Annotated in this window: 22 protein-coding genes and 1 riboswitch; of the genes, 3 read left to right on the forward strand and 19 right to left on the reverse strand. The window is 71.5% G+C overall.

Going from position 1 to position 25,844, the window contains the following annotated elements; translation table 11 throughout:
* Nucleotides 1–230: 230 nt before the first annotated feature.
* The 7 genes from ilvC to ilvD form a co-directional block, all read right to left on the reverse strand.
* Nucleotides 231–1,259: a ketol-acid reductoisomerase gene (gene ilvC, locus G515_RS0103320; RefSeq protein ID WP_028658996.1), complete on the reverse strand. Its 1,029-nt coding sequence runs from the start codon at nt 1,257–1,259 to the stop codon at nt 231–233.
* A 56-nt stretch (nt 1,260–1,315) separates the two neighbouring features.
* The gene (gene ilvN / locus G515_RS0103325) at nt 1,316–1,855 is read right to left on the reverse strand and encodes an acetolactate synthase small subunit (protein WP_028658997.1); all 540 of its coding nucleotides are present in this window, start codon (nt 1,853–1,855) and stop codon (nt 1,316–1,318) included.
* A gap of 49 nt (nt 1,856–1,904) precedes the next feature.
* Nucleotides 1,905–3,674 carry an acetolactate synthase large subunit gene (locus tag G515_RS0103330; RefSeq protein WP_084652999.1) on the reverse strand — a complete coding sequence of 590 codons (1,770 nt, stop codon included), beginning with the start codon at nt 3,672–3,674 and terminating at the stop codon, nt 1,905–1,907.
* Nucleotides 3,675–3,935: 261 nt separating this feature from the next.
* Nucleotides 3,936–4,259, reverse strand: a complete 324-nt coding sequence (locus G515_RS0103335; RefSeq protein ID WP_028658999.1) for a 4a-hydroxytetrahydrobiopterin dehydratase — start codon at nt 4,257–4,259, stop codon at nt 3,936–3,938.
* The gene (locus G515_RS0103340) at nt 4,256–4,672 is read right to left on the reverse strand and encodes a VOC family protein (RefSeq protein ID WP_028659000.1); all 417 of its coding nucleotides are present in this window, start codon (nt 4,670–4,672) and stop codon (nt 4,256–4,258) included. The genes G515_RS0103335 and G515_RS0103340 overlap by 4 nt, the downstream gene beginning before the upstream one ends.
* A gap of 102 nt (nt 4,673–4,774) precedes the next feature.
* Nucleotides 4,775–5,830, reverse strand: a complete 1,056-nt coding sequence (locus G515_RS0103345; protein WP_028659001.1) for an FUSC family protein — start codon at nt 5,828–5,830, stop codon at nt 4,775–4,777.
* The gene (ilvD, locus tag G515_RS0103350) at nt 5,827–7,674 is read right to left on the reverse strand and encodes a dihydroxy-acid dehydratase (RefSeq protein ID WP_028659002.1); all 1,848 of its coding nucleotides are present in this window, start codon (nt 7,672–7,674) and stop codon (nt 5,827–5,829) included. The genes G515_RS0103345 and ilvD overlap by 4 nt, the downstream gene beginning before the upstream one ends.
* Before the next feature lie 124 nt (nt 7,675–7,798).
* Here ilvD and G515_RS0103355 point away from each other — a divergent pair, with 124 nt between their 5' ends.
* Both G515_RS0103355 and G515_RS19305 read left to right on the forward strand, forming a co-directional pair.
* Nucleotides 7,799–8,578, forward strand: coding sequence for an HAD family hydrolase (locus tag G515_RS0103355; protein ID WP_425411226.1), 780 nt, complete (start codon nt 7,799–7,801; stop codon nt 8,576–8,578).
* Between the two features lie 89 nt (nt 8,579–8,667).
* Nucleotides 8,668–11,235 (forward strand): glycoside hydrolase family 65 protein, encoded by a 2,568-nt coding sequence (locus G515_RS19305; protein WP_036553837.1) that lies wholly within the window; start codon nt 8,668–8,670, stop codon nt 11,233–11,235.
* Nucleotides 11,236–11,283: 48 nt separating this feature from the next.
* Here G515_RS19305 and G515_RS0103365 read toward each other — a convergent pair whose 3' ends face one another.
* Entirely contained in the window at nt 11,284–12,357 is a 1,074-nt protein-coding gene (locus G515_RS0103365) for a WD40/YVTN/BNR-like repeat-containing protein (RefSeq protein WP_028659004.1), read from the reverse strand.
* A gap of 98 nt (nt 12,358–12,455) precedes the next feature.
* Between G515_RS0103365 and G515_RS0103370 the strand changes: the two genes are divergently transcribed.
* On the forward strand, nt 12,456–13,319 hold the full coding sequence (locus G515_RS0103370) for an EamA family transporter (RefSeq protein ID WP_245565178.1): 864 nt from the start codon (nt 12,456–12,458) through the stop codon (nt 13,317–13,319).
* A gap of 50 nt (nt 13,320–13,369) precedes the next feature.
* On the opposite strand, the gene G515_RS19310 is transcribed toward G515_RS0103370, so the two are convergent.
* The 11 genes from G515_RS19310 to G515_RS19315 all read right to left on the reverse strand — a co-directional run bounded on the left by G515_RS19310 (nt 13,370) and on the right by G515_RS19315 (nt 25,842).
* Nucleotides 13,370–14,245: an ECF transporter S component gene (locus G515_RS19310; protein ID WP_051217798.1), complete on the reverse strand. Its 876-nt coding sequence runs from the start codon at nt 14,243–14,245 to the stop codon at nt 13,370–13,372.
* Complete coding sequence (locus G515_RS0103380) at nt 14,242–15,861, reverse strand: ABC transporter ATP-binding protein (protein WP_028659006.1); 1,620 nt, start codon at nt 15,859–15,861, stop codon at nt 14,242–14,244. Before G515_RS0103380 ends, G515_RS19310 begins: the two co-directional genes overlap by 4 nt.
* Nucleotides 15,858–17,024: a CbiQ family ECF transporter T component gene (locus G515_RS0103385; protein ID WP_281168276.1), complete on the reverse strand. Its 1,167-nt coding sequence runs from the start codon at nt 17,022–17,024 to the stop codon at nt 15,858–15,860. Before G515_RS0103385 ends, G515_RS0103380 begins: the two co-directional genes overlap by 4 nt.
* Nucleotides 17,021–17,671: a hypothetical protein gene (locus tag G515_RS0103390; RefSeq protein ID WP_028659008.1), complete on the reverse strand. Its 651-nt coding sequence runs from the start codon at nt 17,669–17,671 to the stop codon at nt 17,021–17,023. Before G515_RS0103390 ends, G515_RS0103385 begins: the two co-directional genes overlap by 4 nt.
* Before the next feature lie 2 nt (nt 17,672–17,673).
* Nucleotides 17,674–18,840 carry a prenyltransferase/squalene oxidase repeat-containing protein gene (locus tag G515_RS0103395; protein WP_028659009.1) on the reverse strand — a complete coding sequence of 389 codons (1,167 nt, stop codon included), beginning with the start codon at nt 18,838–18,840 and terminating at the stop codon, nt 17,674–17,676.
* Between the two features lie 94 nt (nt 18,841–18,934).
* Nucleotides 18,935–19,007, reverse strand: a riboswitch (cobalamin riboswitch).
* Between the two features lie 96 nt (nt 19,008–19,103).
* Nucleotides 19,104–20,606 (reverse strand): Asp-tRNA(Asn)/Glu-tRNA(Gln) amidotransferase subunit GatB, encoded by a 1,503-nt coding sequence (gatB, locus tag G515_RS0103400; protein ID WP_028659010.1) that lies wholly within the window; start codon nt 20,604–20,606, stop codon nt 19,104–19,106.
* Entirely contained in the window at nt 20,603–22,135 is a 1,533-nt protein-coding gene (gene gatA, locus G515_RS0103405; protein ID WP_028659011.1) for an Asp-tRNA(Asn)/Glu-tRNA(Gln) amidotransferase subunit GatA, read from the reverse strand. Before gatA ends, gatB begins: the two co-directional genes overlap by 4 nt.
* Nucleotides 22,132–22,431, reverse strand: coding sequence for an Asp-tRNA(Asn)/Glu-tRNA(Gln) amidotransferase subunit GatC (gene gatC, locus G515_RS0103410; protein WP_028659012.1), 300 nt, complete (start codon nt 22,429–22,431; stop codon nt 22,132–22,134). The genes gatA and gatC overlap by 4 nt, the downstream gene beginning before the upstream one ends.
* A 56-nt stretch (nt 22,432–22,487) precedes the next feature.
* Entirely contained in the window at nt 22,488–23,327 is an 840-nt protein-coding gene (locus G515_RS0103415) for a transglutaminase family protein (RefSeq protein ID WP_036553838.1), read from the reverse strand.
* Nucleotides 23,328–23,329: 2 nt separating this feature from the next.
* On the reverse strand, nt 23,330–24,262 hold the full coding sequence (locus G515_RS0103420) for an alpha-E domain-containing protein (protein ID WP_028659014.1): 933 nt from the start codon (nt 24,260–24,262) through the stop codon (nt 23,330–23,332).
* Nucleotides 24,256–25,842, reverse strand: a complete 1,587-nt coding sequence (locus G515_RS19315) for a circularly permuted type 2 ATP-grasp protein (protein WP_036553839.1) — start codon at nt 25,840–25,842, stop codon at nt 24,256–24,258. The genes G515_RS0103420 and G515_RS19315 overlap by 7 nt, the downstream gene beginning before the upstream one ends.
* Nucleotides 25,843–25,844 lie beyond the last annotated feature (2 nt).

A 25,844-nucleotide genomic window follows, 5' to 3' on the forward strand; every position in this document is an offset into this window, starting at 1 on the left:
TGCTCGGTCCTGCTCCACCGCTCGAGTGCTGCTCCGTTTCCCTCACCCGGCCCGGGGTCCTGGCGCTGAACGAGGTCGCGGGCGCTCCCCGAGCGCCCGCCCCACCCCGGCCCGTGGGTGAGACCCGTGGGCACACGCTGCTCTCGCAGCGATGGCAGGAACGACGACGCCCCGCCACCGTGACGGTGGCGGGGCGTCGTACCGGGGACGCGCGTGTCCTGCTGGGCAGGTCAGCGGGCGGCGGTGCCCTCGGTGTAGTCGGAGTCGTGCGACTTGACCCAGGCCATCAGCTTGCGCAGCTCGCGGCCGGTGGTCTCGATCGGGTGGGCCTCACCCTTGGCGCGCAGCTGCTTGAACTCCGGGCTGCCGGCGTCCTGGTCGTCGATGAAGCGCTTGGCGAAGGCGCCGTTCTGGATGTCGGCGAGAACGGCCTGCATGTTCTCCTTCACCCGCTCGTCGATCACCCGGGGGCCCGACACGTAGTCGCCGTACTCGGCGGTGTCGGAGACCGACCAGCGCTGCTTGGCGATGCCGCCCTCGTACATGAGGTCGACGATCAGCTTCAGCTCGTGGAGGCACTCGAAGTAAGCCACCTCCGGCTGGTAGCCCGCCTCGATGAGGGTCTCGAAGCCGTACATGACCAGCTGCGAGGCGCCGCCGCACAGCACGGCCTGCTCACCGAACAGGTCGGTCTCGGTCTCCTCGGTGAAGGTGGTCTTGATGCCGCCGGCACGCAGGCCGCCGATCGCCTTCGCGTAGGACAGGGCGTTGCCCCAGGCCTGGCCGGAGGCGTCCTTCTCGACCGCGACGAGCACCGGGACGCCCCGGCCGTCGACGTACTCACGACGGACCAGGTGACCGGGACCCTTCGGGGCGACCATGAAGACGTCGACGCCCTCGGGCGGGGTGATGTAGCCGAACCGGATGTTGAACCCGTGGCCGAAGACCAGCGTGTCGCCCTCGGCGAGGTGCGGGGCGATCTCCTCGGCGTACAGCTTCCGCTGGTGCTGGTCGGGCGCGAGGATGACGATGACGTCGGCCTCCTCCGCCGCCTCCGCGGGGGTGAGCACGCGCAGACCCTCGGACTCCGCCTTCGCCCGGCTCGCCGAACCCGGCTGCAGGCCGATGCGGACGTCGACGCCGGAGTCGCGCAGCGACAGCGCGTGTGCGTGCCCCTGGCTGCCGTAACCGATGACCGCGACGGTCTTGCCCTGGATCAGGGACAGGTCAGCGTCGTCGTCGTAGAACATCTCAGCCACTTCGGGCTCTCCTTCTTCGTGTTTCTTCTTGGTGAGGGTGGTCTGGGTGGGGCCGGTCAGACCGCGGCCGGCGGAGCCGGTACGGCGACCGGGCGGCTGGGCCGCTCGGAGATCGATCGGGCGCCACGCCCAATCGCGATCGCCCCGGACTGGACGAGCTCGCGGATGCCGAACGGTTCGAGCACGCGCAGGAAGTCGGCCAGCTTGTCGGCGTTGCCGGTCACCTGGACGGTGAGCGCGTCGGGGGCGACGTCGATCACCTTGGCCCGGAAGAGCTGCACGGTGTCGAGCACCTCGCCGCGGTTGGCGGCGGTGGCACTCACCTTGACCAGCATGATCTCGCGCTGGACCGAGGCACGCTCCTCGAGCTCGACGATCTTGATGACCTCGACGAGCTTGTTGAGCTGCTTGGTCACCTGCTCCAGCGGGACCTCGTCGACGTCGACCACGATGGTCATCCGGGAGATCTCGGCGTGCTCGGTGGGGCCGACCGCCAGCGACTCGATGTTGAAGCTGCGGCGGCTGAACAGCCCGGCGATCCGGGCGAGCACGCCCGGCTTGTTCTCGACGAGGACCGAGAGGGTGTGCTTGTCCATCAGACGGTGTCCTTCCGGGTGGAGTGGCGGGCGCGGTGCTGACGGGCCCTCACAGGTCGTCCTCGTCGAACTGGGGCGCGAGGCCCCGGGCGTACTTGATCTCGTCGTTGCTGGTGCCGGCGGCCACCATCGGCCAGACCATGGCGTCCTTGTGGACACGGAAGTCGACCACGACCGGGACGTCGTTGATCTCCATCGCCTTCTCGATGGTGGCATCGACGTCCTCGGCACGCTCGCACGAGAGACCGACACAACCGTACGCCTCGGCCAGCTTGGGGAAGTCGGGGATCCGGACCGGGCCACCGTGACGCTGCAGGTTGGTGTTGGAGTAGCGCTGGTTGTAGAAGAGCGTCTGCCACTGGCGCACCATGCCCAGCGAGGAGTTGTTGACCACCGCGACCTTGATCGGAATGTCCTCGATGGCGCAGGTGGCCAACTCCTGGTTGGTCATCTGGAAGCAGCCGTCGCCGTCGACCGACCACACTGTGGCGTCGGGGCGCGCGACCTTGGCACCCATCGCGGCCGGGACCGAGAAGCCCATGGTGCCCAGCCCGCCGGAGTTGATCCAGGTGTTGGGGTGCTCGTAGCCGATGAAGTGGGTGGCCCACATCTGGTGCTGGCCGACACCGGCGACATAGATCGACTCGGGGCCGGAGATCCGGCCGAGGCGCTCCAGGACGTACTGCGGGGCGAGCCCGTCCTCGTGGGTCTCATAGCCCAGGGGGTACTGCTTCTTCACTCCGGCACAGAACGCCACCCAGCCCTCGTAGTCACCGGTGCGACCGGCGGCCGCCTCGGCCCGTAGCACCGCCACGAGGTCGGTGATGACCTCCTTGATGTCGCCCACGATCGGGACGTCGGCGTGCCGGTTCTTGCCGATCTCGGCCGGGTCGATATCGGCGTGGATGACATGGGCGTTGGGCGCGAAGGAGTCGAGGTTGCCGGTGACGCGGTCGTCGAAGCGGGCGCCCAGGCTGATGATCAGGTCACTCTTCTGCAGGCCGGCCACCGCAGCGACGGTGCCGTGCATGCCGGGCATCCCCAGGTGCTGCGGGTGGCTGTCGGGGAACGCGCCCCGGGCCATCAGGGTGGTGACCACCGGGATGCCGGTCAGCTCCGCGAGCACCCGCAGCTCCGCGGAGGCACCGGAGCGGATGGTGCCGCCGCCGACGTACAGCACCGGCTTGCGGGCGCCGAGGATGAGGCGGGCGGCCTCGCGGATCTGCTTGGCGTGCGGCTTGGTCACGGGGCGGTAGCCGGGCAGGTTGAGCTCGGTGGGCCACCGGAAGGTCGTGGTCGCGGTCAGCGCCGACTTGGCGATGTCGACCAGGACCGGGCCGGGACGGCCGGTGCTGGCGATGTGGAAGGCCTCCGCGATCCGGGCCGGGATCTCGGCCGGGTCGGTGACCAGGAAGTTGTGCTTGGTGATCGGCATCGTGATGCCGCGGATGTCGGCCTCCTGGAAGCCGTCCGTGCCGATCAGCGACTCGGCGACCTGACCGGTCACGGCCACCATCGGGGTGGAGTCCATGTGCGCGTCGGCGAGCGGGGTGACCAGGTTGGTCGCGCCCGGGCCGGAGGTGGCCATGCAGACCCCGACCTTGCCGGAGGCCTGGGCGTAGCCCTGGGCGGCGTGGCCGGCGCCCTGCTCGTGCCGCACCAGGATGTGTCGGACCGAGGAGTCTACGAGCGGGTCGTACGCCGGGAGGATGGCGCCTCCGGGAATGCCGAAGACGTGCTCGACCCCCGCTGCTTCCAGCGACGTGATCAGGCTCTGGGCGCCGGAGATCTGCTCGCTCATCTCGCTGTCATTCCTCATCTTCCGACTGGCTGATTACTCACCGGGGAAACCCGGCTCGGTTGGACCTGACCGGCATTGCTCGTGCAACAAAAAACCCTCCGGCCTTAGGGGCAACGGAGGGGCGACGCGTCTGCTGATGGTGTGACTCAGCGGGCGCGTCGGGTGCGTACGAGAATGCTGGCAGGCATGGGCCCACCGTATCGGCAGCAGCCCCGCCCCGTCACCCGAGGACCCCGATCGTCTCATATACCGAGACTCGGGTTTCAGTATGTGGCTCCGCTAGTCCTCGGTCACCGCGACCGCGAGGGCCTGGGCGTGTTCGCTGGTGAGCCGCGCCTGCCGGAGATCGCGCTGGGTGATGCCGCCGACGTCGTGACTCGACCAGCGCACCACCAGGGTGAAGTAGGTCAGCTCGATGTCGGGATGGTGGTTGGCCTGCTCGGCCTCCTCCGCGATCTGGCGCAGCAGCCGCATCCCGCGCGCGAAGGAGCCGGTGCGATAGCGCGCCTCGAGCGCACCGTCGACCAGGGACCAGTCGTCCAGCTCGGCCGCCTCGATCTCGTGCGCGTCGAGGACGCGGCGGTCCTCCTCGGGAACACTCATGGCACCACCATCTCCCCCACCTCGCCGGGAGCGTGGGCGATCTCCCAGCGATAACCGTCCGGATCTGCGACATAGCCGGAGTAGCCGCCCCACTCGCGAGGCTCGGGGGCCGCCACCACCAGACCGCCGGCGGCCTGCATGCTCGCCACGACCTCATCGACCTCCGCACGACTGGCCAGGTTGTGCGCCAGCGTGACCGGGGCGATGCCCGGCCCCGAGAGGGGCTCCCCCACCTCGGCGGTGAAGTGCGCGCGATCCCACAGGGACAACAACAGGTGCGCCCCGGTGCGGATCATCAGCACCTCGCCGTCGACGTAGGTCAACGGCTCCCAGCCGAGCCCGTCACAGTAGAACTCCCGGCTGCGGCCCACGTCGGCGACAGCAAGGGTCACCAGGCTGATCCGCTGCTCCATGGCTCCACTCTGCCAGCCTCCCCACGGCCTCACCAGACCACCATGGGCCCGGCGCACGTCCGGGTGCGTGGGCAGATCGGACCACGTGGGCACCTGCGCCCACTACGCCCCGGATGGGAGGCTGGTCCGCCGCTTCTCGGGAATCCCGCGGCCGGCCAGCCCGACCAGCACGCCGATGAGGACACCGATGGTGGTCTCCAGGCCGCGGTCCAGGATGAGCTGCGGGACCTCGGTCGGACTGGCCAGGTGCACCATCAGCAGCGCCAGCGGTGTGACGAAGACCAGGCCGAGGGCGTAGTTGCGCCCGATGAACAGCTCGGCCAACGCCTGGAGGGCGGCCACAAGGAAGATCAGCACCAGTGGTTCGACCTCGGGGAGCAGCAGGACCGCCGCCACCAGCAGGCCGAGGTAGGTGCCGATCAGACGGTGCAGGCCGCGGACGACCTGGCCGGTGAGCGTGACCGCCATCAGCGGTACGGCAGCCGACACCATCGCCCAATAGGGCCGGCCGATGCCGCCCGCGGTGGCGATGCTGCCCGCAAGCAGGACACCGGCTCCGGAGAGCCACGCCTGGCGCCACAAGCCGGCGACCACGCCGCCGATGGGGAGCTCGGGCGGCTCCAGCGGGGCGGTACGGCGGACCCGCCGCCACAGTCCACCGATGTTGCCCACGATCAGGGCGAAGGCCGCGGCCGAGGCGGCCACCGCCGCGGCCACCGGGACCTGCTCCCAGGTGCCCGGCACCGAGGCCACCGCGGAGAAGGCGAACACCTGGAAGATCGGACCCGGCGGATGCCACCGCCCGCCCACCGAGAGCCAGGTGCTCAGCACGGCCACCAGCGCGGCGATCGGCACCGCCAGCCAGGCGCGCTCGGGCGAGATGGCGACCACCGCCCCGAGGGTGATGAGCGTCGTCTGCAAGACGCCGACCGTCGTCTGCAGCGCCAACCGGTGCAGGTCGACCCGTTCGCGCCCGTACAGCGCCGTGAACGCGCCGAAGGACGCGTAGAGCGACCACTCCAGCCGGTCGATGGCCAGCAGCACCAGGAGCGGCACCAGCATCGAGACGGCGGCGCGCACCGCGATGCGGTGCGCGCCGGCGTGTGGACCGAAGGCGACCAGCCGATGGAGGAGGGACGGCTCCGGCGTACTACTCACTCAGGCAGGCGACGGACGGCGCCGTCGGAGGCCGAGGTGGCCATCGAGGCGTAGGCACGCAGAGCGGTCGACACCTTCCGGTCACGATCGATCGGGGTGTACGGCTTGTCCCGCTTCTCCTGGGCGCTACGACGCTCGTCGAGCACCAGGTCGTCGACCTCGAGCACGATCGACCGGTTCGGGATGTCGATCGCGATCGGGTCGCCGTCCTCGACCAGCGCGATCATGCCCCCACCCGCGGCCTCCGGGGAGATGTGCCCGATGGAGAGCCCGCTGGTGCCGCCGGAGAAACGGCCGTCGGTGATGAGCGCGCACTTCTGACCCAGGCCGCGGCCCTTGAGGAACGAGGTGGGGTAGAGCATCTCCTGCATGCCCGGGCCGCCCTTGGGGCCTTCGTAGCGGATCACGACCACGTGCCCGGCCTCGACCTCGCCGCCGAGGATGCCCTCGACCGCGGCGTCCTGGGACTCGAAGACCTTCGCGGTGCCGCGGAAGGTCCACACCTCCTCGGGCACGCCGGCGGTCTTGACCACGCAGCCCTCGGGAGCGAGGTTGCCCTTCAGGATGCCCAGGCCGCCGTCGGCGGTGTAGGCGTGCTCGATGTCGCGGATGCAGCCCGTGGCCGCATCGGTGTCGTGGGAGGACCAGACGTTGTCGGTGGAGAACGCCTCGGTGGTGCGGACCCCGCCGGGTGCGGCCTTGAAGAGCTCCAGCGCACGCTCGGAGGGCTGCTCGGCGCGGATGTCCCACGCGCCCAGCCAGGTGTCGAGGTCGGGGCTGTGCACGCTGTGGACGTCGGCGTTGAGCAGCCCACCGCGGTGCAGTTCGCCCAGGAGGGCCGGGATGCCGCCGGCGCGGTGGACGTCCTCCATGTGGTACTTCGGCGTGTTGGGCGCCACCTTGGAGAGGCATGGCACCCGCCGAGACACCGCGTCGATCTCGTCGACGCTGAAGTCGAGCTCGGCCTCGCGGGCCGCTGCCAGCAGGTGCAGCACGGTGTTGGTCGAGCCACCCATCGCGACGTCGAGGGCGAAGGCGTTCTCGAAGGCCTGGCGCGTGGCGACGTTACGGGGCAGGACCGACTCGTCGTCCTGCTCGTAGTAGCGCTTGGCGATGTCGACCACGGTGGTGCCGGCGTCCAGGAAGAGCTGACGGCGAGCCGAGTGCGTGGCCAGGGTGGAGCCGTTGCCGGGTAGGGAGAGGCCGATCGCCTCGGTGAGGCAGTTCATCGAGTTGGCGGTGAACATGCCCGAGCAGGATCCGCAGGTCGGGCAGGCGGACCGCTCGATGCTGTCGAGCTGCTCGTCGGTGACCTCGTCGTTGGCGGCCGCGATCATCGCGTCGATCAGGTCCAGCTTGGGGTGGACGACGCCCGCGATCGCCTGGGTCTTGCCGGCCTCCATCGGGCCGCCGGAGACGAAGACGACCGGGATGTTCAGCCGCAGCGCGGCCATCAGCATGCCGGGGGTGATCTTGTCGCAGTTGGAGATGCAGACCAGGGCGTCGGCGCAGTGCGCGTTGACCATGTACTCGACCGCGTCGGCGATCAGCTCACGGCTCGGCAGCGAGTAGAGCATCCCGCTGTGGCCCATCGCGATGCCGTCGTCGACCGCGATGGTGTTGAACTCCTTGGCCACGCCGCCGGCCTCGACCACCGACTCCGCGACCAACTTGCCCAGGTCGCGCAGGTGCACGTGGCCGGGCACGAACTCGGTGAAGGAGTTCGCGATCGCCACGATGGGCTTGCCGAAGTCGGAGTCCGTCATGCCGGTCGCACGCCAGAGCGCGCGAGCACCGGCCATGTTGCGTCCTGTGGTGGAGGTGGCCGAGCGGAGAGTGGGCATGCCCTCCAGGGTATCCCCGGCGACGGTGGAACGCCGTCCCGGTCTCACCATCGGAGGACTCTCGGGTTGTGATCCCTCTCCCACGCTCCCCCGGTTCGTCACCTCGACCCCCTAGCCTGAAACGGTGACCCAGCAGCCGACGACCGCGACCACCGTGGACTGGCGCGCCTACGGCGCCGTGCTCTTCGACCTCGACGGTGTGATCACCCCGACCGCGGTGGTGCACCGGGCCGCCTGGAGCGAGATGTTCACCAGCTTCCTCGCGGCGCACGGAGCGCGCCTGGCGGGCGGCCCGGTCGCGCCGTACGCCGAGGCCGACTACTTCGCCCACGTCGACGGCAAGCCGCGCTACGACGGTGTGCGGGACTTCCTCGCCTCGCGCGGCATCCGGCTACCGGAGGGCACCCCGTCGGACCCGGCCGGGTCCGACGGGCTGAGTGTGCGCTCGCTGGGCGACGCCAAGAACGCCGCCTTCAACGCCGTGCTCGAGCGCGACGGCGTCACGCCGTACCCCGGCTCGGTCCTGCTGCTCGACCACCTGGCCTCCCTGGGCCTGCCCCTCGCCGTGGTCTCCTCCTCCGCCAACGCGCCCGCCGTCCTGACCGCGGCGGGGCTACTGGACCGCTTCGGGACCGTTGTCGACGGCAGGGTCGCCACCGAACTCGGCCTGCCCGGCAAGCCGGCCCCCGACACGTTCGTCCACGCCGCCACCGTGCTCGACACCTCCCCCGGTCGGGCGGTCGTGCTCGAGGACGCCGTCTCGGGTGTGGCCGCCGGCGCCTCCGGCGACTTCGGCCTGGTGATCGGCGTCGATCGCGGGGCCGGGCCCGAGACCCTGCTCGCCGCGGGCGCCCATCTGGTCGTGGCGGACCTGGCCGATCTGGCCCCCTCCGACGAGCACTGACCTGCTCCCCCTCTCACCCCCACCTCCCACCCACCTCCACCCGTGGTGATCTTCGTGAACCACCCCCTTGCACAGCTGAGGAGCCGCGCATGAGCACCGGTGCCGGACCGGACCCGATGGACCGAGGGATCAACCCGCTGGACCCCTGGCGGCTGATCGAGACGAGCTACCGCACCGACAACGTCGGGCTGACCGAGACCCTGTTCTCGGTGGCCAACGGCTACCTCGGCATGCGCGGCAACCCCGAGGAGGGGCGGCCGGCGTACTCCCATGGCACCTACGTCAACGGGTTCCACGAGACCTGGCCGATCCGGCACGCGGAGGCGGCCTTCGGCTTCGCGCGCACCGGCCAGACCATCGTCAACGTGCCCGACGCCAAGGTCATGAAGATCTACGTCGACGACGAGCCGCTGACCTTCGGGACCGCCGACCTCGAGCACTACGAGCGGGTGCTCGACTTCCGCGACGGCATCCTGCGGCGCAGCCTGATCTGGCGCACCCCGTCGGGCAAGCAGGTGCGGATCGACTCGACCCGGATGGTCTCGATGACCCAGCGTCACCTGGCCCTGTTCACCCTCGAGGTGACCATGCTGTCGGGGGACGCACCGATCGTGATCTCCTCCCAACTGCTCAACCGGCAGGACGGCAAGGACGAGTACAACCACCCGACCGCGGGTGCCGGTTTCGACCCGCGCAAGGCAGCCGGCTTCGATGACCGGGTGCTGGTGCCGCAGCACTCCTTCGCCGCCGAGGACCGGATGGGCCTGGGCTACCGGTGCACCAACTCCGGGATGACCCTCGCGGTCGCCGCCGACCACCGCATCGAGACCATGGACACCGTCGACACGGTGGCGCGGGCCGACGACGACCTGACCAAGGTGGTCTACCGCGTCGACGCCTCCGAGGGCCGCACCCTGCGGCTGGAGAAGACCGTCACCTACCACACCTCACGCGGTGTTCCGGTGCGTGAGCTGCGCGATCGGTGCGACCGCACCCTGGACCGGGTGGCCCAGCACGGGGTCGCCTACTACCACGCCGATCAGCGCGCCTGGTACGACGACTTCTGGGCCCGCTCGGACGTCGAACTGCTCGGCGACACCCGCGAACAGCAGGCGATGCAGCAGGCCATCCGGTTCAACCTGTTCTCCCTCGCCCAGGCCAGCGCACGCACCGACGGGCTCGGCGTCCCCGCGAAGGGGGTGACCGGGAGCGGCTATGAGGGCCACTACTTCTGGGACACCGAGGTCTACGTGATCCCGTTCCTCACCTACACCCAGCCGAGCGTGGCCCGCAACGCCCTGCACTTCCGCTCGGTGATGCTCCCGGCCGCGCGCGAACGGGCCGGGGAGATGGCCCAGCACGGCGCGCTCTTCCCCTGGCGCACGATCAGCGGCGAGGAGGCCTCGGCGTACTACGCCGCCGGCACCGCCCAGGTGCACATCGACGCCGACATCAGCTTCGCGCTCACCAAGTACGCCCTGGCCACCGGCGACCTGGGCTTCATGATCCGGGAGGGCATCGACATCCTGGTCGAGACCTCCCGGATGTGGGCCGACCTGGGGTTCTGGCGGCACAACGGCGAGCCGTCCTTCCACATCCACGGCGTCACCGGTCCGGACGAGTACACGACCGTGGTGAACAACAACCTGTTCACCAACGTGATGGCCCGCTACAACCTCGAGGCGGCGGTGATCGTGGTCGGGATGATCAAGGAGCGCAACCCGGTCGAGTTCGAGCAGGTCGTCTCCCGGCTCTCCCTCACCGAGGCCGAGGTGGAGGAGTGGCAGCGCTGTGCGGAGGGCATGCACATCCCCTTCGACGACCGACTCGGCATCCACCCCCAGGACGACTTCTTCCTCGAGCGGGAGGTCTGGGACCTGCCCAACACGCCGCCCGAGACCCGGCCGCTGCTGCTGCACTATCACCCGCTGGTGATCTACCGGTTCCAGGTCCTCAAGCAGGCCGACGTCGTCCTGGCCCTCTTCCTCCAGGGAGACCGGTTCACGCTGGAGCAGAAGCGCGCCGACTTCGAGTACTACGACCCGATCACCACCGGCGACTCCAGCCTCTCCGCCGTCGTGCAGTCGATCATCGCCGCCGAGGTGGGGCATCATCACGTCGCCCTGGACTACTTCCACGACGCGCTCTACCTGGACCTGATGAACAGCCACGGCAACACCGTCGACGGCATGCACATCGCCTCCTGCGGAGGCATCTGGAGTGCGCTGGTCTTCGGCTTCGGCGGCCTGCGCGACCACCGCGGCGTGCTCACCGTCGACCCGCGACTGCCCGAGGACTGGCCCGGGCTGCGGTACCGGCTGACCTGGCGCGGCACCCGGCTGCTGGTCGAGCTCACCCAGGACCAGGTCTCCTTCACCGTCGACGAGGTCGCCCCCGGGAGTGAGGGTCGGACCGAACTCACCGTGCGCGGCGAGTGGTACGAGGTCACCGCCGAGGCTCCGGTCGTCGTACCGCTGGCGCATCAGGGGCCCCGGGCCGACGGGCGGTTGCCGGACCGACCCGTCGTCGGCGGATTGCGCCCGGACGGCAGCCGGATCACGTCCTCGGTGCCCGAACCGGTCGCGGTGCCCGAGAACCCGGAGACGACCGGTGAGCTGCCGGTCTACACCCCCGAGGGCCAGCCGCCGATGGTCTGACCCCGACGCGCCTGTGGGGCGGCCACCCCGCCGCCCCACACACTGCGGCTACACCACTCCGGCACGCACCACCATCACGTCGGGGAGGTCGCTGAACAGCTGGCTCCAGGTCTCCCCGGCGTCCGCCGAGCCCCACACCGAGCCGTTGCGGGCGCCGAAGTAGAGGCCCGCCGAAGCGTGCGTGTCGGTGCACATCGCATCGCGCATCACACCCACGTAGAAGCGGTCCGGCAGGCCCTTGCCGAGCGCCTCCCAGCTCTCCCCGGCATCGGTGGAGCGCCAGACCCGCGCCTTGGCCTCCGGCGGGTAGCGTCCTTCGGCGCCGCTGAGCGGGAAGAGGTAGACGGTGTCCGGGTCGTGCGGGTGGACCACCACCGGGAACCCGAAGTCGGACGGCAGCCCGTCCGCGATCGAGACCCAGGAGCCGCCCTCGTCCTCGGAGCGGTAGACGCCGCCGTGGTTCTGGGCGAAGAGTCGCTCGGGGCGGCTCGGGTGACGCGCGACCTTGTGGACGCACTGCCCGAACTCGGGGTACTGCTCCCCCTCCGGCATGAACTCCGCCCGGATCCCCTGGTTGCGCGGGCGCCAGGACCCACCGCCGTCGGTGGTCTGGTAGACCCCTCCGGTCGAGAGGGCGGCGGTGAGGGACGACGGGTCGCCGGGGTGGGGCAACAGGGTGTGGAAGGCCTGACCGCCGAAGCCCGCGGCCCACTCCGGACGGTGGGGGTGGTCCCACAGTGCCCGCTCGAGCTCGAAGCTCTCCCCGCCGTCGGTCGAGCGGAAGATCGCCCCGGGCTCGGTGCCGGCCCATAGGACGCCGTCCTCGGGTCCGCGCTGGAGCTGCCAGACCCGTTCGACACTGGCCTCGATGTCGTCCGGGAAGGCGACCCTGGCCTCCTCCCAGGTCTGGCCGAGATCCGCCGAGCGCCGGACCAACGGCCCCAGCCACATCGACGAGGCGCCGGCGTACAGCCGGGGTGGACTGGCGGCGGTGTCGACCAGACAGGAGTAGACCTCCTCCATGTCGAAGTGGGGCCCGCGCAGGTCCCAGTCCTGGCGAGCGTCGTCGGAGGTGGCGATCCAGAGTCCCTTGCGGGTCCCGATCATCAGCACTGTCGTCATGTCTGCTCCCCGTCCGGACACGCTTCGTCCCGCCCTCGGCCACCTCCTAGGGTGGACCGGTGACCGGACCGACGCCACCCCGTAGCGTCGGCGGACGGGTGAAATCTGCCGGCCGTGCGGGCGGTTCGCCGGTGCTGCTGGTGCTCATCGGTATCGTGTCGCTCCAGTTCGGCGCGGGCCTGGCCAAGACCTTCTTCGAGGAGGCCTCCCCCACCACGCTGGTCTGGATGCGCCTGCTGTGCGGCTCGGTCGTGCTGCTCGCCCTCGCCCGTCCGCGGCTGCGCGGACACAGCGGCACGGACTGGCTGGTGGTGGTCGGGTTCGGCACCTGTCTGGCCCTGATGAACTGGGCCATCTACCACTCCTTCGCCCGACTCCCGCTCGGCATCGCGGTCACCATCGAGTTCCTCGGGCCGCTGAGCGTCGCGCTCTTCGGATCGCGGCGCCGCCGCGACCTGCTCTGGGTCGTCCTGGCGGGGCTCGGTGTCCTGCTGCTCGGCTTCGAACGGACCTCCCTGGACCCGCTCGGCGTCGCCTTCGCCCTGCTCGCCGCCACCGCCTGGGCCGCCTACATCCTGCTCTCGGCGCAGACCGGGCGACGCTGGGAGGGGGTCGACGGCCTCGCCCTCGCCAGCACCGTCGGCGCGCTCCTCATCCTCCCGCTGGTGCTCGGCCGGTACGCCGAGGAGCTGGCCTCGCCGCAGGTGTGGCTGATCGGTGCCGTGGTCGGGCTGCTCGCCTCGGTGGTGCCCTACAGCTGCGAACTGGTGGCCTTGCGCCAGATGCGCCCGCCCGTCTTCGGCATCCTGATGAGCCTCGAGCCCGCCGCCGCTGCGCTGGTGGGCGTCGTCGTGCTCGGGGAACTGCTCGGACCCTTGCAGTGGCTCGCGTTGGCCTGCGTCATGACAGCCAGCATCGGCGCCACCCGCAGCGGCGGCCGTCCGCAGCAGCTCACCGGGTGACTCCTACCGACGCCGGACGTGGTCGGCCGGCCCGCCCAGGACTGCTGGCGTCAGCTCGCGTCCGGGCGGTCGGTGGCCTCGCCCGCGCCGACCGGGACCACGGAGTCGGTCGGGGCGACGACGCCGGTCACGGTGGCGCGTCGGGCGGCGCGACGGAGCGTGGTCAGGATCGGCGGGCCGAGCACGATGACGGCGATGGCAGTGGTGATCGCGCGGCCGGTGTCATAGCTGCCGGTCGAGGTGACCAGGGTGTAGCGCAGGAAGGTGGTGAGGTTGTCCCAGAACGACGCCGACGGGTCGAAGGCCAGGTCGGAGGAGTCCTGGCCGGGCACGACCACGCCGGCGAGCAGCGGCCACCCCTGCAGGTTGAGCAGCAGTCCGTACAAGTACGACGACACCACGGCGTACCCCGCCAGCAGGGCGATCTCCATCCGTCCGGTCGCCCGCGGGAGCAGACCGGCACCCAGGCCGACCCAGGCGGCGACGAGCATCTGGTAGGGCAGCCACGGCCCCACCCCGGCCGCGACCAGTGCGCTCGCGAACAGCGACGTACAGCCCAGCAGGAACCCGAAGCCCGGCCCGAAGACCCGGCCCGCGAGGATGAGCAGGAAGAAGACCAGCTCTACCCCCGCGGTGCCGGCGGAGAGAGCGCGCAGGACGGCGTTCACGGCGCTGAGGACCCCGAGGATCGCCAGCACCCTGGCGTCCAGCCCGCCCTCCCCGATCTCGGCGAGGCAGACCAGGATCACGACCGGGAGCAGCAGCAGGAAGACGAAGGGCGGCTGGACGACGGCCTCACCGGGCCGGTGCACGATCAGTGGCCACAGGAGCATCAGCAGGCCGCCGATCGAGGCAGCGCCGATGACCATCGCCGACCGGCGCGACAGGCGGACGGCCGGGGGATGGCGGGCGGCGTCCCGGCTCATCGCGAGTCCCCCCGGCCGGTGCCGGCGGCAGTCCGCGCGGCGACCACCTCGTCGACCCGCAGCCAGGGTGCACCGAGCACCTTCATGACCTGCGGCGCGAACGCGGGTGACTCGGCCACCACGCGGCGTACCTCACCGTGCGAGACGACCTCGCCGTCGGCGAGTACGACGACCTGCCCGGCGACCTGCGCGACGAACTCGACGTCGTGGGTCGCCACCAGGATCGCGCGCCCGGCACCGGCGAGTTCGCCGAGCAGGACCGCCAGGGCGTGCTTGGCGGCGTAGTCGAGCCCGCGGGTGGGCTCGTCGAGGAGGAGCACCGGCGGATCGCCGGCGAGCACCAGGGCGAGGGCGAGCGCCAACCGCTGTCCCTCGGAGAGATCGCGCGGGTGCTGGTCGTCCGGGATCCCCGGCACCAGCCGGTCCAACACGGCACGGGTGCCCGGCCCGCCGGCGTCGCACTCCTCCCCCACGGTCTCCAGGTAGAGCAGGTCGGCGGCGTTCTGCGGCAGCAGTCCGACGTGGTGGCGGCGCTGGTCCGGGGGCAGCGCTCCCGGGTCGAGGGCGACGGAGTCACGCCCGGTGACCCGCACCCTGCCCGAGGTACGGGTGAGACCACCCTGGAGGGTCCACAGCAGGGTGGACTTGCCGGAACCGTTGCGGCCCATCAGGGCGGTCACCTCACCCGGCCGCAGCGCCAGGTCCGCGTGGCGCAGCACCGGACGCCGCCCGCGGGCGATGACCAGCCCCTCCGCCTCCAGGGTCGGTGCGGCGTCGGCGGTGGTCTGCGGGTCGGGCGGCGAGCCGAGCGACAGCGCCCGCGCCCGGCGGCGCGCCTCACGCACGGTCAACGGCAGCGGGGACCACCCCAGTCGCCGGCCCAGTTCCACGATCGGGGGGACGACGGGGCTCACCGCCAGCAGGTCGGCGGGCTCCCCCACCTGTACGCCGCCGCTGCGGTCGAGCAGCACCATCCGGTCGGCGAACGGCACCACCCGCTCCAGGCGGTGTTCGGCCAGGAGCACCGTCGTGCCGACGTCGTGCACCAGCCTGGTCAGCGTGGCCAGCACCTCCTCGGCCGCGGTGGGGTCCAGAGCGCTGGTGGGTTCGTCCAGGACGAGGACCCGCGGATGCATGGTGAGGACGGCCCCGATCGCGACCCGCTGCTGCTGCCCTCCGGACAGGGTGCGCAGGTCGCGGTCGCGGAGAGCGGCGATGCCGAGCAGGTCGAGGGTCTCCTCGACCCGGCGACGCATCGTCTCCGGCGGCAGGCCGAGCTGCTCCATCCCGTAGGCGAGTTCCTCCTCGACGGTGTCGGTGACGAACCCGGCGGCGGGATCCTGGCCGACGTACCCGATGCTGCTGGCACGTTCCCGGGGCGGACTGTGCACGATGCTGGCCCCGTCGAGCAGCAGATCACCGTCCAGGGAGCCACCGGTGAAGCGGGGCACCAGCCCGCAGACCACGCCCAGCAAGGTGGACTTTCCCACGCCGGTCGGGCCACTCACCAGGACCAGCTCGCCCTCCTCCAAGGTGAGATCGACCCCGTCCAGCACCGTGGTGGGGTTGCCGTGCTCGTCCTCATGACGAAGCGAGATGCCGCGGAGCTCGATCATGCCGCCCCCTGCAGTTCGGGCACCGGCAGGTCGGCCGCGAGCCGACGCGGCGGCGGTGCCGCCACCGCCGGCACCAGGCCGACGGCCACGCCGGCCAGCGCCGCCAGCGAGACCTGCGGGGCGAGCGTCACATCCGGATAGGCGATCGCGAGGTCGTGGTGGGCCACCCACCAGCCCGCCGCCGCCACCGCGAGACCGCTCAGCGTCACGATGCTCTCCGGCCAGCGCCAGGGGTCGGGTCGGTAGAAGGTGCGGTGCACGCGACGACCGGCGCTGACCAGGCCGGCGATCGCCAGCGCCAGCCCGACCACCAGCAGGGGGCCGGCGAGCAGTCGCGGGGCGGTCGAGTCGAGGACGGCGTACACGCCCACGCACACGCCGACCAGCCCGGCCAGCATCAGTCCGCCGGTGACGCGGCGCTGGGCCGGGGTGGCCTCGCCGGCGCGGCCGTAACCGCGGGTGTCCATCCCGGCGGCGAGGGCGAGCGAGCGTTCGAGGGCGTCCTCGAGGACCGGCACCAGGAAACGCCGCAGCCGACGGGTACGCCGCCCGAAGCCTGTGCTCTCCGGAGCCGGTCGGAGTCGCTGCGCGGCGCGCACCCGCCGGACGCTGTCGGCCAGCTGCGGCAGCACGGTCACCGCCACCACCAGCGCGGTGCCGATCTCGTAGAGCGCCGGCGGCACCGAGCGCAGCAGCCGCTTCGGATTGGCCAGCGCGGTGGCCGCGCCCAAGCAGAGCACGATGGTGCCCAGCCGGAGGCCGTCGTACAGCCCGGAGAGGAGGGCCTCCCTGGTCACCGGGCCGAGCAGGGTGATGCCCAGGGCGAAGTCGGGCAGCGGGATCTCGGGGAGGTCCCAGATCACCGTGCCGCTGTCGCCGCTACCGAACACGATCCGGAACAGCACCCGGGTGAGCACGATGAACGCCGCCACCACGGCATAGAGCTTGAACGCGTTGGCCCAGGGCTGGTCCGAGCGGCGGGCCGCGACGACCAGCGCGGCCACCGCGCACAGCAGGAGCAGCAGCCACGGATTGGTCGTCTGGGACGCGTACGCCGCCAGCCCGATCGCCCACAGCCACCACGCCACGGGGTGCAGGTCCCGAGGCAGATGCAGCGCCCGGGCGGACCCGGGTCGGCGGGAACGCCCGTCCCGGCCGGTCACGACGAGCCCGACCTCCGGCGGACGAGCACGACCACGCCTCCCGCGACGACCAGGACGCCGAGCGCGGCCGGTGGCACCCAGCCGGGCAGGCCGTTGTCGCTCTCGCCGGTCTCGCCGACCGGCGGTCGGGTCTGCGGGTTGACCGTGCCCTCCCCGGAGACGGCCGGCGTACCTCCCGGCGCGGCGGCCGGGAGCTCGCGGGTGTTGGTCTGCTGCCAGACCAGTGCGACCGAGTCGCCCGCCTCCACCGGCTGGCTGTAGATACCCAGGGTGGCGTAGACCCACGGCGCCCCGCCGTCGGAGACGAACAGGGACCAGTAGCGATCGGTCCGCAGGCAGTCGCCGTCGGCCGGCTCGCCGTCGACCTGGCACAGGAACTCGCGCTGCTGCGGGTGAGGCGTCAGCGTCCAGCCGGCGGCAGCCACGACGTCGCCCGCGGTGCCCGGAGGCGCACAGCCGGTGCCGGCCTCGACCGCCAGGTCGCCCGGCTCCACCACCACGGTCACCTCGTCGGCTGCGCAGGCCTCGCCCGGCTCCGGCGTGCCGGAGGCGGCGCTCGCCGTACCGACCAGCAGGGCACCGGGCAGCAGCGCGCCGGTCAGCAGGGTCGCGGCCCGCACCGCGCGAGGGAGACGGATGGTGGGCACGGTCAGCAGCTCATCGGCTCGGTGCCCTCGGGGAGCCAGCCGAGGGCGGGCATCGCCTGCGCGGTGGCCAGCCGGAACTGCGAGGCGGTCTCGTCGGTGATGCCCTTCAGCGCGGCCTCGGCGGCGGCCTGGTCGTAGGCGATCGCGCCCGAGGTGCCCTCGCCGCCGCAGAAGGCGAAGCCGGCCTGGTGCTCGGAGACCCACACGGCGGCCGCCGAGGCGGCCTCGCTCTGCCCGGCGTCGCCCAGCGCCCAGCCGGCCAGGCCGGTGCTGTTGGCGTTGGCGGCCGGCGGGGTCCCGCCGGCGAAGGATCCGTCGTCCTCCTGCTGCTCGACCAGCCAGGCGACGGCGTCCTCGGCGGCGCCCGCGGCCTCCTCGTCGTCGAGTGCCAGTAGCGCACGCACCGCGACCGCGGTGGCATCCACGTCGGGTACGGCGGCGGCGTCGTCCTGGCAGCCCTGCTGTTCGGCTGCGGCGTCGGTGGCGAAGGTGACCCGGAACCAGCCCTCGTCGCACTGTTGCGCGAGCAGGAAGTCGGTGGCTGCGGCTGCCTCGGCACTGCCGGCACCGCTCAGCGCGGAGACGGCGTAGGCCTGACCGAGGGTGTTGGACCAGTCGGCGGCGTCCTTCTGCTTGGGGTCCAGCTCGTCCTGGATCCGGCCGGCCGCCGGGCCCTGGTCCAGGGTGTGCTGCTCGAGGACTGAGATCAGGTCCTGGCCGCCGTAGGAGGCGGGATCCTGCCCCGACTCCTGCACCATCACCGCGAGCTTCGCCGTGGAGCCGGCCGAGACGACGGTGCCGAACCCGGGCGAGATGTAGTCCTGCACGTGCTCGGCCAGCGCGGTGCCGATGGTCCGCACCGTCTCAGGCTGCTCCTCGGTCGCGATCAGGCCCAACGCCGTGTCGACGGTGAGGCTGTAGTCGTCGGTGTCGAACTGGGCGTTGTGCATGATCCCGTTGTCCGCGAGCTGACCGCTGATCCAGGTCGCCGCCTGCGCGCGGGCTGAGGTGTCGTACGCCGGGGCACTGCTGGCGCTGCTGGTCGCCTCGTCCTCGGGGCTGCTGTCGGCCGCGTCCTCGCTGGTGCAGGCGGACAGGGCCAGGGCGGCCGTCGCGGCCAGGGCGAGCGCCACCGGACGCCGGCGCCACGAATGCGCAGAGTTGGTCATGGGGGTCCTTCCCGCTGCGCGGCGAGAGGCGCCCGAATCCCTGGGACGACCCGCCGCGTGCCTCGACAGCGTGTGGTGAGGACGCTCCGCGGCAGGTGTTCCGGCTCGCCGGCCCGGACGGGTCGGCACACGGTTGCGGGTCAGCGCCGGATTCTCACCGGTTTCCCCCGCGCGCGGGCGTGATGGTTTCAGTTGTGCTGGCGAAGCCTAACCCCTGGGTCCCGCCTCCGCCGATCTCGGTGGAGGCGGGACCAAGGGTCGGATCAGGTGAGCTTGGCCAGGATGAGCTCGCGGACGCGACCGGCGTCGGCCTGGCCGCGCATCTCCTTCATCACCGCGCCGATGAGGGCGCCGGCGGCGGCGACCTTGCCGTCGCGGATCTTCTGGGCGACGTCGGGATTGCCCGCGATCGCGTTGTCGACCGCGGCCGAGAGCGCACCGTCATCGGAGACGACCGCGAGCCCGCGCTTCTCCACGATCTCCGCGGGGGTGCCCTCGCCGGCGTAGAGGCCCTCGAACACCTGGCGGGCCAGCTTGTCGTTGATCGTCTTGGCGTCGACCAGCCCCTGGACCTCGGCGACCTGGACCGGGGTCACGCCGACCTCGGTGAGCTCCAGACCGTGGTCATTGGCCCGCCGGGCGAGCTCGCCGAGCCACCACTTGCGGGCCGCCTGCGGTGCGGCACCGGCGGCGATGGTCTCCTCGACGAGTTCGAGAGCGCCGGCGCCCACCGTGTCGCGCATCTCCATGTCGGAGAAGCCCCAGGCCTCCTGCAGCCGGGCCCGGCGCACCGCCGGCGGCTCGGGCAGGGTGCCGCGCAACTCCTCGACCCACTCCCGGGCGGGCGCCACCGGCACCAGGTCGGGCTCGGGGAAGTAGCGGTAGTCCTCGGCGTCGGACTTCTCCCGGCCCGCCGAGGTGCTGCCGTCACCCTCGTGGAAGTGGCGCGTCTCCTGCAGGATCGACCCGCCCGCGGACAGGATGCCGGCGTGCCGGGACATCTCGTAGCGGACGGCCCGCTCGACCGAGCGCAGGGAGTTGACGTTCTTCGTCTCGGTGCGGGTGCCGAGCACCTCGGAGCCCTTGGGCGCCAGGGAGAGGTTGACGTCGCAGCGCATCGAGCCCTGATCCATCCGGACGTCGGAGACCCCGAGCCCCTTGACCAGCTCGCGCAGCGCCGCGACGTACGCCTTGGCGACCTCGGGAGCCTTGGCACCGGTGCCGCGGATCGGCTTGGTGACGATCTCGATCAGCGGGATGCCCGCGCGGTTGTAGTCGATCAGCGAGTGGCTGGCGCCGTGGATGCGACCGGTGGCCCCGCCGATGTGGGTGGCCTTGCCGGTGTCCTCCTCCATGTGGGCGCGCTCGATCTCGACCCGGTAGGTCTCCCCGTCGACCTCGACGTCGAGATAGCCCTCGAAGCAGATCGGCTCGTCGTACTGGGAGGTCTGGAAGTTCTTCGGCATGTCCGGATAGAAGTAGTTCTTCCGGGCGAAGCGGCACCACTCGGCGATCTCGCAGTTGAGCGCCAGACCGATCCGGATCGCCGACTCGACCGCCGCGCCGTTGACCACCGGCATCGCGCCGGGCAGCCCCAGGCAGGTCGGGCAGACCTGGGTGTTGGGCTCGGCACCGAACTCGGTCGGGCAGCCGCAGAACATCTTGGTCGCCGTGTTGAGCTCGACGTGGACCTCCAGCCCCATGGTGGGGTCGAAGGTCTCCAGCACCTTCTCGAACGGGACGAGGGTGGTGACCGCACTGGTCATCGGGCAACCTCCTGAAGGGCCGGGGCCTGGGCGAGCAGTGGGCCACCCCACGCAGCGGCGTGGGCGGCCTCGAGGGCGGCCCCCACCCGGTAGAGCCGGTCGTCGGCGAGCGCCGGCGCCAGCACCTGGAAGCCGACCGGCAGTCCGTCCTCATCGGCGAGCCCGGCAGGGACCGAGATCCCGGGGACGCCGGCGAGGTTGGCCGGGATGGTGGCGAGATCCTGGAGGTACATCGCCAACGGGTCGTCGAGCTTCTCCCCCAGCTTGAACGCCGTGGTCGGCGAGGTCGGGCTGACCAGTACGTCGACCCGGTCGTAGGCCGCGGCGAAGTCGCGGGAGATCAGGGTGCGGACCTTCTGCGCCTGACCGTAGTAGGCGTCGTAGTAGCCGCTGGAGAGGGCATAGGTGCCGACGATGATGCGGCGCTTGACCTCGTCGCCGAAACCGGCGTCGCGGGTGGCCTTCATGACGTCCTCGGCGCTGGGCTGCCCGTCGGGCACGACGCGGAGACCGAAGCGCATGGCGTCGAACTTGGCGAGGTTGGAGGAGACCTCGGCCGGCATCACGAGGTAGTAGGCCGCCATCGCGTGCACGAAGCTCGGGCAGGACACCTCCACCACCTCGGCGCCGAGCTTGGTCAGCAGGTCGACCGACTCCTGGAACCGGGCCATCACGCCGGGCTGCCAGCCGTCGCCGGCGAGCTCCTTGATGACCCCGACGCGCAGGCCGGACAGGTCACCGGAGGCGCCCTGCAACGCCGCCTCGACCAGACCGGTCACCGGCTGCTGGACCGAGGTGGAGTCGAGCGGGTCGTGACCGCCGATCAGCTCGTGCAGCAGCGCGCTGTCGAGCACCGAACGGGTGACCGGGCCGGCCTGGTCGAGGCTGTTGGCCATCGCGACCAGGCCGTAGCGGGAAACCGATCCGTAGGTCGGCTTGACCCCCACGGTGCCGGTGACCGCGCCCGGCTGGCGGATCGAGCCGCCGGTGTCGGTGCCGATCGCGAGCGGGGCCTCGTAGGCGGCCACCGCGGCGGCCGAGCCACCGCCGGAGCCGCCGGGGATGCGGTCGAGGGCCCACGGGTTGCGGGTCGGACCGTACGCCGAGTGCTCGGTCGAGGAGCCCATCGCGAACTCGTCCATGTTGGTCTTGCCCAGGATCGGCAGACCGGCGGCACGGATCTTGCCGACCACGGTGGCGTCGTACGGCGGGCGCCAGCCCTCCAGGATCTTGGAGGCGCAGGTGGTGGGCAGACCGCGCGTGGTCAGGACGTCCTTGATCGCGATCGGAACACCGTCGAGCCGGTGCAGGGGCGCCCCGGCCGCGCGCCGGGCGTCGGACTCGGCGGCGCTGGCGAGCGCACCCTCGGCGTCGACGTGGAGGAAGGCGTGCACGCCCTCGGTCGCGTCGCCGTCGACCGAGGCGATCCGGTCGAGGTGGGCCCGGGTCAGCTCGACCGAGGTGGTGGCACCGGCGGCGAGGTCGTCGGCGAGCTCGGCGGCGGTCCGGGTGATCGGCGAAGTGCTCACTGCTCGTCCCCCAGGATCCGCGGCACGGAGAACCGCTGCTCGTCGACCTCGGGCGCCCCGGAGAGCGCCTCCTGCGGCGTCAGGCCGGGACGGATCACGTCGTCACGGAAGACGTTGACCAGCGGGATCGGGTGGGACGTCGGCGGCACGTCGTCACCGGCCACCCCCTGGATGGAGGCGACCGACTCGAGGATCACGTTGAGCTGTGGGGCCAGGTGGTCGAGCTCGGCATCGTCGAGGTCGATCCGGGCGAGATCGGCCAGGTGCGCGACCTCGTCTCGGCTGATTTCAGGCATGGCCACATCCTAAGGTCCGGGCACGACGACGACGGGTTCGGCCTGACCCCGACCCCTCAGGCGAGCCGGGTGATCTCGACGTTGACGAACATCGAGGAGGTGCCCACACCCGAATAGAGCCCGGACAGGGGCCGGACGTCGTCGTAGTCACGACCGGTCGCCACCACCACGTGCCGGTCGCCGACCGGCTGGTCGTTGGTCGGATCGAAGCCGCACCACTGGTCGTCCCACCACTCCACCCAGGCGTGGGACTCCCCCACCACCCCCTCGCCGACGGGGGCGTCGGCCCGGGGATGCAGATATCCGGAGACGTACCGGGCCGGGATCCCCACACTGCGCAGGCAGCCGATCACCAGGTGAGCGAGGTCCTGGCAGACGCCGGCGCGCTGCTCCCAGGCCTCGGCGGCACTGGTGCGCACCCCGGTGGACCCGGACCGGTACTCCACCTCCTCGTGCACCAGCGCACAGATCGCCAGCGCGGCCTCCCCCGGCAGGGCGGCCCCGCGAGCGATCGTTGCGGCACGCTCGGCCAGGTCGGGCGGCGGTTCGACCAGAGCGGGCACGGCGAGGTGCTCCACGTGCCGGTCGACGACCTCGGGCAGGGCCAGCTCTTCCCACGGGAGGCTCGGTGGGCGCGCCGGCGGACGATCGGTGTGCACCGTGGCGGTGGCGGTGACCCGGAGGTCCTCGTGCGGATCGAGCACCTCGAAGACGGTCACCTGGGTCCCGAAGTAGTCGGTGTAGGTGTGCGTCCACGGGGCCGGGGACACATCGATCCGGGAGTGCACCACGATCTGGCCCGCCGTGGTCTGCGGGGTCATCCGCGCCTCGTTGTACGACGCGGTCGCCCGACCGTCGTACTCGTATCCGGTGGTGTGCACGATGCGAAGCTGCATGCTCACGTCCGTTCCGCCTGCCACTCGGTCGTCTCGGACCCGGCGAAGTAGCGCCGGGTCACGGCTTCGGTCGCTGCCGCGCAGGTGCGCTGAAGCCGCTCCATCTCGGTCGGCAGGTCCGCCACCACGTCGGCGAGGGAGCGGTACTCCAGGTCGGCGCGGGTACGTCCGAGCAGGCGCTGGGCGTCGTCGCGGAAGCCGGCCCGCGGCGTGGTCGCCCCGAGGTTCTCGAAGCACTGCTCCGCACGGTTGAGTGAGTAGACGACCGACCGCGGGAACCACCGGTCCAACAGCAGGAACTCGGCGGCGTCCCGGTCCGCCTCGCTGCCCCGGTAGGTGCGCAGGAACGCCTCGTAGGCGCCGCAGGCGCGCAGCGTCGTCGGCCAGGCGGGAGCGGCACCGGATGCGGCCAACTCGGCCGTGGCCACCAGGCGCGCGGTCATGTCGGCCCGTTCGATCATCCGGCCCAGTACCAGGAACTGCCATCCCTCGTCGCGGGACATGGTGGCGTCCGCGGTGCCGTCGATGAGTGCCGCTCGGTCGCGCACCCAGTGGAAGACCGCGGGTGGGCGCAGGGTTCTGAACCGGCCGGACCCCAGCGTGCGGTAGGTCGTGTTGAGGGCCTCCCAGAGTGGTTCGGAGAGCGTCTCGCGGGCCCGGCGGGCGCTCTCCCGCGCGGATCCGAGCGCCGCCGCGATGGAGAACGGCGAGCCGGGGTCGTAGGCGAGCAGGTCCAGCATCCTCACCGTCGTCACCGCCCCCTCGGGCGAGGGGACCCCCATCACCGAGAGCAGGCCCCGGCAGGTCTCGGCCTCGTCGGCATGAGGGTCCTCCAGCAGCAGCTGGGTCTGCACCTCCAGGATGCGGGCGGTGTCCTCGGCCCGTTCGACGTACCGGCCGATCCAGAACATCGACTCGGCGATCCGGCTCAGCATCGCGACTCCCCCTCCTGCCCCTGCTGCTGTTGCTGCTCCTCCTGCTCGGAGAGGAGCAGGGCGTCGGGGCCAGGATCAGGCGCTGGTCCGGGCGCGACCGCCTGCCTGACCGCCGGGGCGGGCACGGGCCCGGAGCGGGCCTGACGGGCTCCGGCCAGCACCCAGGTGTCCTTGGAGCCGCCGCCGCGGGAGGAGTTGACGATGAGCTCGCCCTCGGCCATCGCGACCCGGGTGAGGCCACCGGGCAGCACCCACACCCGCTCCCCGTCGTTGACCGCGAACGGCCGCAGGTCGACGTGCCTCGGCGCCATCCGGCCGTTGACGTAGGTCGGGACGGTGGACAACTGCACCACCGGCTGGGCGATCCAGGCGCGCGGGTCGAGCTCGATCCGCGCACGCAGCGCATCGAGCTCGGCCCGGTCGGCCTGCGGCCCGATCACGATGCCCTTCCCACCGGAGCCGTCCACCGGCTTGAGCACGAGTTCGTCGAGCCGGTCGAGCACCTCCTCCCGGGCGGATGCCTCGCCGAGGCGCCAGGTCTCGACGTTGCGCAGGACCGGCTCCTCGGCCAGGTAGTAGCGGATCAGGTCGGGCAGGTAGGTGTAGACGAGCTTGTCGTCGGCCACGCCGTTGCCGATCGCGTTGGCGATGGAGACGTTGCCGGCCCGGGCCGCGTTGACCACTCCCGGGCAGCCCAGCAGCGAGTCGCCGCGGAACTGCACGGGGTCCATGAACTCGTCGTCGACGCGCCGGTAGATCACGTGCACCTGCTCCAGACCATGCGTGGTCCGCATCATGATCCGACCGCGCCGGCACTCCAGGTCACGTCCCTCGACCAGTTCCACCCCCATGGTCCGGGCCAGGAGTGCGTGCTCGAAGTAGGCGCCGTTGTAGACCCCGGGGGTGAGCACGACCACGGTCGGGTCGGTGATGCCGGCCGGTGCGGCCGCGCGCAGGGCCGCGAGCAGACGCTGCGGGTAGCCGGCCACCGGACGGATCCGGTGCTGGGCGAAGGACTCGGCCAGGGCCGCCGAGATCGCCCGCCGGTTCGTCATCACGTACGACACCCCCGAGGGCACCCGCACGTTGTCCTCGAGCACCCGGAACTCGCCGTCGTCGTCGCGGATCAGGTCGATGCCGGACACGTGGATGCGCACACCATTGGGCGGTTCGATGCCCGCCGCCGCCCGGTGGAAGTGGGAGGACGTGGTCACCACGGCCCGAGGTACCACGCCGTCCTCGAAGACGCGGCCCGCGTCGTAGACGTCGGCGAGGAACGCCTCCAGGGCGGCGACCCGCTGCTGGACGCCGCGCTCCACCGTGGCCCAGGCCTCCATCTCGATCACCCGGGGCACGATGTCCAGCGGCATCGCGCGCTCCTCGCCGCCGATGTCGAAGGTGACGCCCTGGTCGAGATAGGCGGTCCCCAGGGCCTCCGCCCTCGCCCGCAGGTCACGGTCGGAGAGATCACTCAGCGAGGACCGCAGTTGGCGATAGGGCAGGCGCGGGCCGACCGCGTCGAACATCTCGTCGTACGCCGGTCCTCGGGCCGCGTCGTAGCCCTCGAAGATGGGAGGCATGC

It is taken from the genome of Nocardioides insulae DSM 17944, from assembly GCF_000422825.1.
GTDB classification, from domain to species: Bacteria; Actinomycetota; Actinomycetes; order Propionibacteriales; family Nocardioidaceae; genus Nocardioides; species Nocardioides insulae.

Excerpts from the sequence above, each read along its gene's own strand:
- ilvN (WP_028658997.1), bottom strand. The coding sequence starts at position 1,855 with ATGGACAAGCACACCCTCTCGGTCCTCGTCGAGAACAAGCCGGGCGTG.
- G515_RS0103330 (WP_084652999.1), bottom strand. The coding sequence starts at position 3,674 with ATGAGGAATGACAGCGAGATGAGCGAGCAGATCTCCGGCGCCCAGAGC.
- G515_RS0103335 (WP_028658999.1), bottom strand. The coding sequence starts at position 4,259 with ATGAGTGTTCCCGAGGAGGACCGCCGCGTCCTCGACGCGCACGAGATC.
- G515_RS0103340 (WP_028659000.1), bottom strand. The coding sequence starts at position 4,672 with ATGGAGCAGCGGATCAGCCTGGTGACCCTTGCTGTCGCCGACGTGGGC.
- ilvD (WP_028659002.1), bottom strand. The coding sequence starts at position 7,674 with ATGCCCACTCTCCGCTCGGCCACCTCCACCACAGGACGCAACATGGCC.
- G515_RS19305 (WP_036553837.1), top strand. The coding sequence starts at position 8,668 with ATGAGCACCGGTGCCGGACCGGACCCGATGGACCGAGGGATCAACCCG.
- G515_RS0103365 (WP_028659004.1), bottom strand. The coding sequence starts at position 12,357 with ATGACGACAGTGCTGATGATCGGGACCCGCAAGGGACTCTGGATCGCC.
- G515_RS19310 (WP_051217798.1), bottom strand. The coding sequence starts at position 14,245 with ATGAGCCGGGACGCCGCCCGCCATCCCCCGGCCGTCCGCCTGTCGCGC.
- G515_RS0103380 (WP_028659006.1), bottom strand. The coding sequence starts at position 15,861 with ATGATCGAGCTCCGCGGCATCTCGCTTCGTCATGAGGACGAGCACGGC.
- G515_RS0103395 (WP_028659009.1), bottom strand. The coding sequence starts at position 18,840 with ATGACCAACTCTGCGCATTCGTGGCGCCGGCGTCCGGTGGCGCTCGCC.
- gatB (WP_028659010.1), bottom strand. The coding sequence starts at position 20,606 with ATGACCAGTGCGGTCACCACCCTCGTCCCGTTCGAGAAGGTGCTGGAG.
- gatC (WP_028659012.1), bottom strand. The coding sequence starts at position 22,431 with ATGCCTGAAATCAGCCGAGACGAGGTCGCGCACCTGGCCGATCTCGCC.
- G515_RS0103415 (WP_036553838.1), bottom strand. The coding sequence starts at position 23,327 with ATGCAGCTTCGCATCGTGCACACCACCGGATACGAGTACGACGGTCGG.
- G515_RS0103420 (WP_028659014.1), bottom strand. The coding sequence starts at position 24,262 with ATGCTGAGCCGGATCGCCGAGTCGATGTTCTGGATCGGCCGGTACGTC.
- G515_RS19315 (WP_036553839.1), bottom strand. The coding sequence starts at position 25,842 with ATGCCTCCCATCTTCGAGGGCTACGACGCGGCCCGAGGACCGGCGTAC.